Annotated in this window: 9 protein-coding genes and 1 tRNA gene; 9 read left to right on the forward strand and 1 reads right to left on the reverse strand. The window is 32.3% G+C overall.

Going from position 1 to position 14,309, the window contains the following annotated elements; all coding sequences use genetic code 11:
• Positions 1–37 precede the first annotated feature (37 nt).
• Positions 38–111, forward strand: a tRNA-Arg gene (locus AMQ68_RS06055).
• 181 nt (positions 112–292) lie between these two features.
• On the opposite strand, the gene AMQ68_RS06060 is transcribed toward AMQ68_RS06055, so the two are convergent.
• Positions 293–817 carry an antirestriction protein ArdA gene (locus AMQ68_RS06060; protein WP_054509675.1) on the reverse strand — a complete coding sequence of 175 codons (525 nt, stop codon included), beginning with the start codon at positions 815–817 and terminating at the stop codon, positions 293–295.
• 987 nt (positions 818–1,804) lie between these two features.
• Between AMQ68_RS06060 and AMQ68_RS25420 the strand changes: the two genes are divergently transcribed.
• From AMQ68_RS25420 to AMQ68_RS06105, 8 genes are all read left to right on the forward strand, one after another.
• A complete protein-coding gene (locus tag AMQ68_RS25420) occupies positions 1,805–2,464 on the forward strand; it encodes a hypothetical protein (protein ID WP_185113387.1) in 660 nt (219 codons plus the stop codon).
• A gap of 228 nt (positions 2,465–2,692) precedes the next feature.
• Complete coding sequence (locus AMQ68_RS06075; RefSeq protein WP_054509676.1) at positions 2,693–4,384, forward strand: DUF262 domain-containing protein; 1,692 nt, start codon at positions 2,693–2,695, stop codon at positions 4,382–4,384.
• Positions 4,374–6,563 carry a DUF262 domain-containing protein gene (locus AMQ68_RS06080; RefSeq protein ID WP_054509677.1) on the forward strand — a complete coding sequence of 730 codons (2,190 nt, stop codon included), beginning with the start codon at positions 4,374–4,376 and terminating at the stop codon, positions 6,561–6,563. The genes AMQ68_RS06075 and AMQ68_RS06080 overlap by 11 nt, the downstream gene beginning before the upstream one ends.
• Before the next feature lie 643 nt (positions 6,564–7,206).
• Positions 7,207–7,608 carry a hypothetical protein gene (locus tag AMQ68_RS06085; protein WP_054509678.1) on the forward strand — a complete coding sequence of 134 codons (402 nt, stop codon included), beginning with the start codon at positions 7,207–7,209 and terminating at the stop codon, positions 7,606–7,608.
• 1 nt (position 7,609) lies between these two features.
• Positions 7,610–8,194, forward strand: a complete 585-nt coding sequence (locus tag AMQ68_RS06090; protein ID WP_071254678.1) for a hypothetical protein — start codon at positions 7,610–7,612, stop codon at positions 8,192–8,194.
• 344 nt (positions 8,195–8,538) lie between these two features.
• Positions 8,539–8,904, forward strand: coding sequence for a hypothetical protein (locus AMQ68_RS06095; RefSeq protein WP_054509679.1), 366 nt, complete (start codon positions 8,539–8,541; stop codon positions 8,902–8,904).
• 687 nt (positions 8,905–9,591) lie between these two features.
• Complete coding sequence (locus AMQ68_RS06100; RefSeq protein WP_241775063.1) at positions 9,592–11,001, forward strand: T9SS type A sorting domain-containing protein; 1,410 nt, start codon at positions 9,592–9,594, stop codon at positions 10,999–11,001.
• A gap of 3 nt (positions 11,002–11,004) precedes the next feature.
• Positions 11,005–14,304 (forward strand): hypothetical protein, encoded by a 3,300-nt coding sequence (locus tag AMQ68_RS06105; RefSeq protein ID WP_054509680.1) that lies wholly within the window; start codon positions 11,005–11,007, stop codon positions 14,302–14,304.
• The last annotated feature ends 5 nt before the right edge of the window (positions 14,305–14,309 follow it).

Here is a 14,309-nt window from a genome sequence, read left to right on the forward strand (position 1 = left end):
GCTATATTTGCAAACCCTTAAACAACAAGGTAACAACGGCCTCGTGGCGCAACTGAATAGCGCATCTGATTACGGCTCAGAAGGTTACAGGTTTGAATCCTGTCGAGGTCACTAAATTTTAAAAGAGAATTTTGTAATATATTGAAAAACAATTAATTGCAAATTCTCTTTTTTCTTTTTGTATCCGTTTTTGTATCCGAAGTTTGAAAATATAATTTTTTAAAGCTATTTGAACTTAATTAACTCTACATTAATTAGAAGTTACAAACATCTACTCTACTTTACAAATATACTAAGATCGAAAGTAATGACCATTGCTTTCAAAATAATCATACATTATGCTCCGTGCAGTTGCGCTCCAATCAATTACAACCCAATTAGGAATATTAAAGGTATCATTTTCGTATAATTCTTGTACAAAATCTTCATCGCTCGAATATTCGCCGTAATAAAAATTGTTTACATACTCATTTAGACTTTGGAAATCCATTTTACCTAAACAATCCAAACACGCTTCGTAAACCTCTAGGTCATGACTTGAATCATTGATTTGTTCAATTATTTCGTAAATGTCTTTAGATATATGGCATTCGCTCAACAACCCCATTTTTTCAAGAAAAGAACATTCGTAGTCCTGAAACATAAATTCAGGGTCGGATTCGTCACTGTGTAAATCATACATTGCGATGAGCAGTGAGTCATAATCGGAATAATCCGAAAGGCTTAGCCATTTCCCAAATAGTGAGCCATTGTTGTACTTCGCGTACGTTCCTACATAGATACTAGCAGTATCGAGACAATTTTGTAAATTTGTCATGTTGATAAGTTTTAGATACGTTAAAATTTATTGATTCGCCTAGCAGTACGCCAATACTTCTAGGCATTTTTGTTTTTTCTGAAACCTTGTACACATAGAAACAAGGTAGTAAGTCGCTCACATAAGCAGTATAAATATACGACAAAAACCTGATAACCACAAGCTTTACAAGCACTTTTTAACCAAAATATCAACCGTTGTTAAAAACTTTTTAACCACTCGGAACGCAGGAAAACAAAAACAGCCGTCGAAAAACCTAAATACTTTGGGAGGGGTATGCCGAAAAAAACTCTCTGATGGGTATCTACTTTCTCTAAGGTAGGTTACCTGTCGATACCTATATAAAATTTTTGAGATTCGGTATAGGGGTATGTTTTTACAGCAAAAATTTGGCGTATGGCGTAAATAGCTGACCAAGTATTATACATTTTCCCAAAACTCCGCAGGTAAAACAATTGTTATATCCAGAACACAGTAAATCGCTTACCATAGTTTCCCGAAATATTGGTTAGGATAGTTTAGAAGTGGGTTAGGATAGGATAAATTATGAGATAAATTTTAGTATATATTGGTACTATTTTGCAGAAACTCTGAAAACATCTCTGTATATAATAGTTTATAGGGATTGTTTGGTAAGATTCTGTAATTTGGTTTTGGGGTAAATAGGTAGATATATATTGACAAAAATATACTTGTTTCAAATCTGATTTTTCAACGCCCAACAAAACCGCAAAGATTACTTACCTAAGTCGCTGTAGATTTGTAACAATCTACAAAATGAATCAAATTTTGTAGTTTATAGCGAATGTATAATCAAAAATATAAATATGTGTCCACAAAAAAAGTATAAAAACATTTTATCTTTTACTATTGAAAATCAAATCATTATGCACATTAATTCATAAAGGTTAAAAAAATGGCGCAATATTTATTGTTATTATTGACGCAATGCGTAATTTAGAAAGTTAGCGGTAATAATTTGAGAATATGACACAGATTGAAAGAAACAAACGAACAGAACACCAATTCAATGCTTTTATTGACTATTACCTGAGCTTTCCAAGCTATTTGGGAAGTTATAAAAAGAGCTTTGACATTTTATTAAAAGACGTATTGGTAACGAACTCTCATGTGGATTATATTGCTTACCCAATATTATTTCTTGCAAGACATTGCATGGAGCTTGGACTAAAAACAAATATTAGATACTTCGCAAAGTATTCTGACAAAGATGACTATGTTAAGGCAGGGACGCATGACCTTGAAAATTTATTTAGAGCATTCAAAATGCATATTGACAAAACATTTGAAACTTTAAAGGCGAAGTATGGAATTGAAATTGAAAAAGAAGATAAGAAATCCTTCAAAGAATTGTGTAATGAAGTTGAAAAACTAAATAGTACTTTTCATTTACTTGACAAAAACTCTGACGCATTTAGATATCCAGTTGACAAAGAACAAAATCCTTCCTTTAAAACAGGAGAGCGGATTAATGTGATAGATGTCGCTGAACTGTTAGAAAAAAGTATGACATTATTTGTTCACACCGCTGACGTTTTTGCGAAATATACTGATTATGCTGACGAAATCGAAAGCTATTATGAGGAGTTAATGAGAGAACAATATGAACAAAACATTCCTTACTGAAAATATTACTACCTCTAGCATGGTATTGCCAAAAGCGGGGCTGAAGTGCTTCGATTGAGCATTTTTCAAAGTTCAACATTAGGATTTCTATTGAATTTTTGTGCTAAAAGCCCCGCCTTCGGCAATACCCAAAACGTTATAGGCAACCCCAAAGGACAACCGTGCAAACTTGAACAGACAGACAAAAAAGACGGAAACCAATCGCACCCACCGCCCAACATATAGAAAATGGCAAATAATAACATATCGATAAAAACAATCAACGATTTACTGAAATCTAATTTCTTCATACCATCATATCAAAGAGGCTATCGTTGGACAGGGCAACAAGTGACAGATTTATTGAATGACATCAACGAATTTTCACCAAAAGAAATTCCTAATACCGATGAAAAAACTTGGTATTGTTTACAACCAATAGTGGTAAAACAAAAAGATGAAAACGAATGGAACGTAATTGACGGACAACAACGCCTTACAACAACATTTTTAATTTTGCATTACTTAAATCAAGGTTATATTGCAAATCGCCAAAAAAAATTGTTTGGTCTAAAATACGAAACAAGAGAAAATTCAGCCGACTATTTACAAAAAGAATTAAACGGAGAAACGATAAACGACACGAACATTGACTATTATTTTATTTCTTCTGCCTACAAAACAATTTGTGATTGGTTCAAAAACAAAGGAGAGCAATTTGATGTAAATACGTTTGAATCAAAATTCAACTTTTCTACAAAAGTTATTTGGTATGAAACTTTAACAAATGATAATTCTATTGATATTTTCACAAGAATCAACAGCGGTAAAATTCCGCTAACAAATGCTGAATTGATTAAGGCTTTGTTTTTAAATAGTTCAAATTTCGCAAAAGCAGACAGCGAAAAACTACGTTTGAAACAATTAGAAATTGCTTCAGAATGGGACAGAATTGAATATGCCTTACAAGACGATTCTTTTTGGTATTTCATCAACAAAAACGAAAACAACTTGGCAACGAGAATAGAGTTTATTTTCAATTTAATGTCGGAAAAGCCAAGTGATGATAAATTTTCAATTTTCCATTTCTTTAATGAAAAATTTCAAACCAAATCGGAAAATGAAATAAACGACAATTGGCAGGAAATTAAAAAGTATTTTCAAACGCTTGAAGAATGTTATAATGACAGAGAATTGTATCACAAAATTGGTTATCTAATTGCGATTGGAACTAACATCAAAAATATACTTAAAGAAAAAATAGAGAAATCCAAAACAGAGTTTTCAAATTGGATAAACCAAGAAATAGAATCCAAATTTAAAAAAATGAATTTGGAAGTAGTAGAATATAATGGAAGAAATATTCGTGAAATTTTATTGCTTCACAACATACAAACAATGCTCAACAACGAAAACGAAACTAATCGTTTCCCTTTTGACCGTTACAAAAAAGAATCTTGGGACGTTGAACATATTCACGCTATTGCAACGGAAGTTAATGTGAAAAAAGAAAATCAAATTGATTGGCTAAAAAATAACTTTATCAAAACAGAAAATCATCAAAATGAGGAGTTGAATAATCGGATTGAATTCATAAAATCGGGCAACACAATTGACGAAAATGAATTTGGCAACATTGTCGACTATGTATTGGTCGAAGAAGACAATAGCTTGCGTAACCTGTGTTTATTAGATAGTGGAACAAATCGCTCTTACAAAAACGATTCTTTTAAACAAAAACGAAAGAAAATAATTGAAAGAGAAATTGAAGGAACTTTTATTCCAATTTGCACTAAAAATATTTTTATGAAATATTATTCTGTAAACGTGAAAGACATTGAAGTTTGGAATGAAAATGATAGAACCTCATATTTTGAAAAAATACAAAAAGTAATCAATCAGTATTTACCTCAAATGACATTGGCAGAAAATGAGCAATAATCCGACATCAAAAAAATTAAATTTTCTGCAATTGCTTTCTAACGAAGAAGCTATTTATGAAAATGAAACTTGGCAACCGCTAAGTAAAATTGAAATTCCAATTATACAACGAGATTACGCTCAAGGTAGAGAAGGAAAAGAGGAACTAAGAGAGAACTTCTTAAAGTTTTTACTTGAAACAGTTAATGGTACACCAAAGGAATTGGATTTTGTTTATGGTAGCGTAAGAGATAAAATTTTGCAACCACTTGACGGACAACAACGACTGACAACATTGTTTTTATTGCATTGGTTTATTGCTGTCAAAGAGAACAAGTTAAATGATGAAGTGAAAAATGTTTTGACAAAATTCACTTATGAAACACGAACAAGTTCAAGAGAATTTTGCATTGACCTTATCAATAAAGGAATTATTTACAATACCGAACAAAAAATTTCTGAACGTATCATTGATAGTTCTTGGTTTTTTCTTTCGTGGAAAAGAGACCAGACAATAAAATCAATGTTGACAATGTTAGATGATATTCAGCAAATATTTCAAAACGAAACCGAAGTTTGGAATAAGCTAAACAACATTAGTTTTCATTACATAGAATTGCAAAACTTCGGACTTTCTGATGATTTGTATATCAAAATGAACGCAAGAGGTAAACCTCTTACTGATTTTGAAAACTTCAAAGCAAAGTTTGAGCAACATATAAACAAAGAAAGTTGGGAAAACAACATAGAATCGACCGAAACATTTTCACATCAAATTGATACACTTTGGACAGATTTGTTTTGGAATTATCGTGATAAAACCGAAAATGTATTTGATGAACAGCTTTTGAATTTTTTCAGAACAATGGCTGTAATAAATTACACAATCAAAGCAAAAAAAGACGATAAATTAAGAAGGAACTTAGATTTATTGAGGGGAAGTCAAGTAGTTTCATTCATTCAATATTTAGATTTGGGCTGTTTTGATGAGGGTTATTTTAAAACATTGAAATCTGTTTTAAATAAACTAACTGATAAAAACGGATTAAAAACATTTCTTTCCGACACAACTTATGTAAATGAGAAAGAAATTTTTAATGGTGCAATACAAAATAATTTAGGCTATGCCGAACTATTGAAATTATTTGCTTTATACCAATATTTGGCTTGTGAAAATGATAATGATGAAGTGAATCTTCAAAATTGGTTCAGAATTGTCCGAAATCTTGTTGAAGCTCATAGATTGTATTATGATAATGCAAACACATTTGCAGATTCACTATTGTTTTTATCAAAGCTCATTCCACATAGAAACAACATTGTTGGATATTTTAAAGATTCCGTAAATCCCGAAGATAAAGGCTTTCCAAAATTCATAATTGAAGAAGAAAAAATAAAAGCGAATCTTATTTTACAAAACGATGATTGGAAAAAAGCAATCTTTAAAATTGAAAATCACGGATATTTCAATGGACAAATCGGTTTTATTTTAGATTGGTGTAAAGACGAAAACGGAATACACAATATTGATAAATTTAAAGAATACGCAGAAAAAGCTAAAGCCGTATTTAGTATCGATGGATTAAATAAATTTGACAATTATCTGTTTGAAAGAGCCTTGTTGGCAACAGGAGATTATTTATTGAGTATTGGTAGAAATTATAGTTTTTTAATCAGTAGAGGGCGTAATGAACGCGATATTAGTTGGAAAAGGTTATTAAGAGATGATAATAAACAACGTAAAGTTTTGAAATCATTATTTGATAATGTCAATCCAACGACTTTGATTCAAGATTTAGAAAAAATGGTTGAAGATTTTTCTGACAAAAATGATTGGCGTTATTATTTCGTTAAACAGTTTGAAATGATTGACACTTGCGGAAGTCAAAAACTTACACGTTTTAACGACAACAATGAATTTGACATTCTTTTATTAGGTTCAACTATGACAAGCGGATTTCACAAAGAATATTATTCGTATTCTCTTTTTGTGGAATTGAAAAACAAACTTTCATTAGACGAAAGTTTATACAAAGACCAAAAGTCAATAGATTACTGGAAATACTTTGAATTAAATGGACAACAAGTCGCATTTGATTGTAAGACGGAAAAATACATTTGGACACAAAGCAACGAATGGAACAATAAACAAGAATATGACGACAGAGAAAAAGCAATTTCAGAATTTATAAAAGCATAGGATAAAACAAGAAAAGATACAGAAAATGGGGCAACCTATAACAAGGGTTTGCCAAAAGCGGGGCTTAAGCTTTTCGATTAAGCTTTTGTGCAAGGTCCAACAGTAGTATTTCTATTGAATTTTTGTGCTAAAAATCCCCACCTTCGGCCAAGCCCTGAAACGTTGAGCCTGCAAAGCTAATAATGAAACCCCTGTTCAATCCTTAAACCATCTCAGGATAAATTCAAGCTTTGTTAGCTTTCTCTACTATTAAAGGTTTATCATAGAAATATTTTAAAGAGATAGAGGCTTTTATCAAAGTCTCTTTTTTGTTTGTGATGATGCACGAACCGTTACATTTCCACTAAAAAAACAAGCTGTCATATAATTACAAAAATTCTTATATTAGCACCTCAAATTTTATCGACAACGAAAAAGCGTTAATAATTATTCTACCAATAGGAATCTGGTAAATTCAAAATAAGGAGTAGAATGATAAGTTGAACGCTCACGTCCATATATTACGGGACGTGGGTTTCGCTTATTTATTCCTTATGGCTTACCAGAGCCTCTATTGATAAATAAGAATTACGAGCCTGCGTCCTTTTTCTATTATACAACCCAAACAAAACTACACTTTAGGCTCGAGTGACACAAAATCACTATGAAAAAACTATTATTATCAGGTGCAATGGTACTATTAAGTACTTTCTGTTTTGCCCAAAACTATTATTTCAGTCACCGAAAAGAAAGTCTAAAATACACTGACAGTTACGGAAAGTCACAATACAAAACCATTGCAGATGAAACTTCTAGTTATAAGTTTTACTTTGAAGTGTCTACTGATGGAAGAGCAACTCAGCTTTTTACAGTTTATAATAACAATAATGAAGCATATTGGGCAGCTGAAATAAAAAAATCAGGATATAAAGAGATTGGAGGTGTAATTTTCAAGCAATCACTGTACTATAATACTAACTCCAAACAAAATATTTACGTATTTGTTTCTCAGGATTACAAGAAAATTATTGTTATGGATAATGATGGTTTAGCTGAATATTATTAATATGGAAAAGAAAACTATTCAGATTGACAAAAACATACCTAAATCAGTATTGATAGGTTTTGTATTGGCATTTGTGACCGTTTTTGTAGTAGAGCATTACAGCACATTCTCATATATTCCAAATTTAAACACGCCAAGTGTTGATAATGAGGGAAAACTTATTTTAAGCGGAACATACGACCCGACTACAACGTCAGTAGCTACATTACATCAAACAACACCTTTTGGAACTAAGATAAACCTTCCTACAAACGGTATGATGTGTAGTGAACTTATACTTGAAGGTTCGGATTTTAAAAGTTACTCCAATAAAGGTGTGTTGTATGCAAAATCTGTATTCAATGATTACAAATATCTTTTACTGTTTTGGTTAATATACACGCTAATCGTACTGTTTTTCAAAAGATACCGTCTAAAGATTTTGATTCTGATTCTACCAATCTCAATATTGAACTATAATAAGACCCAAAAAAAGGTAATAGAAGACTGTATAACGCACAAGAGCACGGCAAAAACCGACTCAACCAATAAATACAATAAAGGATTCCAAGAATCTGATAAAACAGCTGTAAAGCACTTATTTTAAACAACAATTTTTAAAAATTTATCAATATGAAAAAATTATTTTTTACGATATTATTAGCAACGACACCAGTATTATTTTTTTGCGCAGGAGGAAAAGCCAAAAGAAACGGCAAAAGAGTGCGATTTACCTAAAGACTTCAAAGAGCCAATCAAGAACAACCGATTAAAAAAGTTTGTAGCAATTGATAACGGAGTTGATGAAAAAGAAGTTATCATTATCAGAGCGCAAAATGGTTTTGGTAGTGGTATTTATACAGCCTGTGTAAAAGGTCAGCCAATCAAATACCAAAAGATGGGTACCGTTTTTATGAGAGAAGGAAATAACCCATTTGGAAAATAATTATTATGAAAAAGATTTTATTAACAATGGTTTTTGTGTGTGTTTCTACCTATGGTTATTCTCAATACGGACAACCTACACAGTACAGAGACCCTCAGCAATTAGACATTTCAGGCTTGGGAAATGCAATGACAACAAATCAAAACAGATATAACAATAATGTCGCAAAAGTTCAAAATACCGTAAATAAGATTGCAGGCTATTTAAGAAACTTGGAGATATCCGACGAAAGAAAACAAAATTTGTTCAATTCCTTTGATGAAAAATGTATGAAACAAATGCCAAGTATCAATTATAGTTCCGATGCACAGGCAAATTCTTTAGTAAATTTTTTGTATGACTGTATCAATTATCAACTTAAAAATAATTAAGATTTATATGAGAAGAACAATATTTCTTACATCACAATGGAGAGATAGCAGAAATGGATCTTGGATTAATTTGGTAAAATTATAATGCATAAATTTGAGCCTTGACCTACGGGTTGAGGCTTATGTTTTTTTCTATAAATACCTATTAAGACAAAGATTACAAAGAATCTGCTACATAGTACCTATATATACTAAATTTTATATCAAATATTATCCTACTCTAATCACTCTCAAACCTATCTAATCATTCCAAAAGGGAAAATTAAGGATAGCCACGCGAATTAAAAAAAACAATTATAACACGACATGATTTGTCGCTTGGTAGAAATATCTTTGCAATAGATAAAATACTAATAAGTGATAAAGTTCATGTTAAATCTCATTAATGGGATTTTATAAACTATTAATAAATGTTAAATTTGAACAATTATAATAATAAAACCTAATATTAACCTTTAAACACATATAAATAGATGAGAAAACTCTACATGAGTGCATTTTCGATATGCACAATTTTGAGCTATGCTCAAGAGGTAGTTTGGCAAAAAGGACATTAAATCCAATACTCAGGATTTTCTAAGCCAGGTTACCACAACCATCGATGGACAGTATTTAATTACGGGAAGCTCGATTCAATCTAAAAAACTTTCTACGGATAACAAACAAAACAACGGTTACGATTTCCATTTGGTTAAACTTAACCAACAAGGGGAAGAAGTCTGGGAAAAGTTCTTTGTCGGAAACAATCATGATTTCCTTTCTGCAACGGTATCAACGCAAGATGGTGGATTTCTTTTAGCAGGAACTTCTTACTCGGGAAAAGGTCTGGACAAAAAAGACGATTCTAAAGGAGGTTCAGATTTCTGGTTGATCAGATTAAATGAATTTGGAGACGAATTATTTCAAAAAACGTTAGGCAGTTCAGCAGATGAAGAAGCACGAGCTGTCATTCAAACAACTGATCTGGGATTTTTTGTAGCAGGAAATGTTCAAAATTCCGCAAAAGGACACGGAGCTAAGGATGTTTTGATCATTAAACTGGATAAGAACGGAAAAGAACTCTCGCAATCTATTTTTGGTGGAAAAGGATTAGATGAAGTAGAGAAAATGATTCCTACAAAAGATGGAGGTGTATTGCTAGGGATATATTCGCGTAGCGGAGCTACAATCATGAGTAATGAGCAATTGGTAATGGATAATGCCAATTCGGCTGCTTTAAAAATTACTGATTACTCATTACCGATTACTTATTATTCCAAAACGACTCATAATGAAGGCGAGGGAGATTATTGGATTATCAAACTCGATAAAAATGGAAAGACTGAATGGGAAAGGAACTTCGGAGGTAAAGGAGACGATCATTTAAGAACATTAGCATTGACTTCAACAGGGTTTTTAATTGGAGGAGAATCAAGATCTGAAAGATCCGGAAATAAAACAGTAGGAATTGAAGAAGGAACTGATCTTTGGTTAATTTCATCGAATGAAAGAGGCGAAGAAATCTGGCAAAAATCCTACAATGTTGGAAACCGAGATGTACTCATGGGAATGAGTGTTTTACGTGGTTCCGATGATAAAACTTCAAAAGGGATTCTACTAGGTGGATATACTCAGGCAGAAGGAAGGATCGAAAATGATGATGAAACATTCTGGATGCTTTATTTAGATCAAAATGGAAATGAGCAATGGCGTAAGCATGTCAAAGGTGAATCTCGAAAGAAAGAAGAAAGATTAGCTGATATTAAGCTCAACAGAGATGGGAGTATTGTTCTAGCAGGAACCAGTGCCGAAGAACTTGGTAAAGAAAACTGGAAGATCATTAAGCTGGGGGACAAACAAATCGATCAGTTAATCGTAAAACAAGACATCAAAATTTACCCAAATCCTGTATCAGATTATGCGTATGTGGAGATTGGGTTTGAATTTAAGGAAGCTGATATTACTTTGTATGATATGTCAGGAAGACAATTGCAAAGTTTGAAAACTAAGAATAAAGTGACAAAGATAAATACTCAGAACTTGATTCAGGGAGCTTATTTGATTACGATTAAAACGGATACTAATAAAACGGCTAATGCAAAACTTATAAAAAATTAACACATGAAGAAAAAGATACTCTTCTCATTTTTAATACTCAGTGCCTTTTACAAAGGACAATCAAATCTTGGGGAGCAGCCCAAGCAATTGGTACCTTTTCCTACAAGTGCAGAAACTTACAGTCTTTCAAAGATTGAAAAAATACCAATGGATTATTTCAGAGGGAAAGCCAATATCAGTATTCCCATTTATAACATTAGTATAGGAGGAATAAGCATCCCTATCTCTTTGTCATACAATACGGGAGGTATTAAGCTTAATGAAGTTTCAAGTAGTGTAGGATTAGGTTGGTCATTAAATATTCCTGGAAATATTTCCCATAATATGATAGGGTTAGATGATTTGTCATCACCATTTTTCTCTAAAAATATGGCTGACTATGGGGCTTATAGTGGGCTGTATGATGAGCAGGCCAGTAATAATCAGATGCGTATAAATCTGGCCAGTTTGTATGATAATCTTTATGATACGAAAAAAGATATTTTTGATTATAATCTACCTACTGCATCAGGATCTTTTCTCTTAAAGGATAATAATCAAACGTTTTTGATTCCTAATGATGATGTTATCATTACCCGAAATGGGAGTAAGTTTTATGTAAAAGATACACAAGGGACTGAATATTGGTTGTCTCCAAGAAATACAGCAGAATCAATGTATATTGGAGGCTCCTCTTCTCACGTATCTCTCTATAATTTAGACAGTGTTAAAGTCAATAATAATGTGGTTCAGTTTTCTTACTATAAAGGTAATATGTATACGGAAAGAAACATCAATCAGGTAGCAAATTTCAAAATAACGCCTAATTTAAGTGGTAATTTTGAACAACTGCCTCCTTTTCCCAAATATGAAAAAACAGAATCAACTTCAGGTTTTTCAGAATCTTTAATCAGTAAAATTCAGTTTGATGGTGGAGAAGTTACCTTCCTATATTCTAATGATGCTAATAATGCATTCTCTGATGGACTAACTTACAGAAAAGATCTCAATAATAACAATACAGGAATTGCGCTGCGAAGAATTATCGTAACGAATAGGTCAGGAAGTACAATAAAAGATATAACCCTTAATTACAGTTATTTTGAAAGTAACAGAGCCAATAAAACCTATGAAGATTACAGGCTTAAATTAATTAATGTACATGATAATCTTCAGAATTCAGATTACAGATTTGAATACAACGAGCAATTGAACCTTCCTAAAAGGAATACAAGCAATGACGACTATTGGGGATATATCAACGCTACTAATAATAATGAAGGAACTAATATACCCAATAATATTTCTGTGGAATATGGAATTCCTGCAGACGTATTAAATGCTGTTCAGAAAAGAGACAGAGAGCCAAATGAGACGTATGCTATTTTAGGCAGTTTAAAATCAATTCAATATCCTACCGGAGCAAAGAAAAATTTCGAATATGAGCTTCCTTACAATACAGAGAAACAATCTACCGGCTATACTTGGGGACATGTGGAGATTGGCAACATAGAAATGGATGAATCTGGGGATCCTATTTCTATTGCTCAAACATTCCCTATCACTGCTGCGCATATGCAGCAAATTGCCAATATTCCTGGTGCGCAACCTGAAAAATTAGAAGTCATTTTTAATAATATTTGTGATAATGCGAATAATTCGGGTCATAATAATGAAATTGAGCCGGGCGATGAAACCAGTTGTACAGGAACTGCTAGGTATAAAGATAATTTTTTTTCTCACTTTAATCCTAAGCAGGTTGATTGGAACATTACAGGACCAGCCCCTATAACATTAACATTAGACAGACTGGGAGCTTGTAGATGTAGTATGTATACCAGTATAAGATACAGGTATCCTACTTACACAGAAAATACGAAAAAATTTGGTAGTCTTCGTCTTCGAAAGATGGAAGATGTTGATGAAAATAACATTTCAAATGTATATCAATATGCATACGGAAAATACGAAAACGGAACATTTATTCCTGATTTTAGCTTGAACCAGCCTTATAATTTCTCTTCAGTTATTCAAAGATATGTAAGAGAATTCATGCAATTAGGAACTACCGGAAGCGTTCAGATAGGCTCAGCGTTAGAGAAATATTACCGTATTCATAATTCCAGTCAGGCAGGTAGTAGTTATGGAAGTTCTGATATTATGACGTATCCATCTGTAGTAGAAATAACAGGCAAAGGGAAAATCATTAGAGAATTTGATAATAATGCAGATTTAAACTATATGTACAACAAGTGGAAAAGGGGAAATCTGAAAAGAGAGATTTATCTGAATCAAAATAATGATACTTTGAGGATTGTGAATAATACTTATAAATTAAACACCTTAAAAAATAGCTTATCTGAATTTACAACCGCTATCCCTGAAGTAGTAGCTTTTTCTACAGATTTTAATATTACAAAAGGAAGTAAACAAGTACTACAAACACCAGTAGATATTTACTATGTTGACCACCTTATGTATCTCATAGAATCTGCTAAAGTTGAAAAAGACAAGACTGAAACCACAGAATACTTTAACGGTAAAAAGATCACTTCCAAAACAAAGTATGAATATTATGATACGGATATTAATAAACCTATTAATATAAAAAGTAAAAAAAGTATATCTCCAGACGAAACATTTAATGAAACTTCTTATAGCTACGCCTATGAGAAAGGCAACCAGTTAATGATTGATAAAAACATGATCGGGATTCCATTGGAAACAACTTCTAATCAAACTATTGGAACAACGACAAAAATGTTGGCAAAAACAGAAACGCTTTATCCCAAAACAACCGCTGAAATTATCAATAACAGTAATGGTTTAATACTTCCATTATCTATAAAATCGTATGATATTCCAAGTAACAGTTCTTCAACAGAGGTAACGTATAATAAATACGATAGTAAAGGAAATATTTTGCAGTATACTCCAAAAGACAGCAATTCTCCTGTAGCGATTGTCTGGGGATATAAAGAAACGATGCCTATTGCTAAAATAGAAGGAATTACCTATAATCAATTGGCGAATTTGGGAATTATCTCGGGAATTGTTTCAGCTTCCGATGCCGATGCAGCCAATCCATCTCAGGAAGGAGCACTACTAACAGCATTTACTAACTTCAAAAATAATTCAAGTCTGAATGGCTTAAAGATTACCACCTACACTTATGATCCACTAATCGGTGTAACGAATATTATTCCGCCAACAGGAATAAGACAGGTTTATATCTATGATTCAGCCAATAGATTAAAAGAAATCAGAGAGAATGATGCAGCAGGAAAAATTCTGAAAGAATTTAAGTACAATTACAAAAACTAACACAC

It is taken from the genome of Chryseobacterium sp. ERMR1:04, assembly GCF_001297705.1.
Taxonomy (GTDB): Bacteria; Bacteroidota; Bacteroidia; order Flavobacteriales; family Weeksellaceae; genus Chryseobacterium.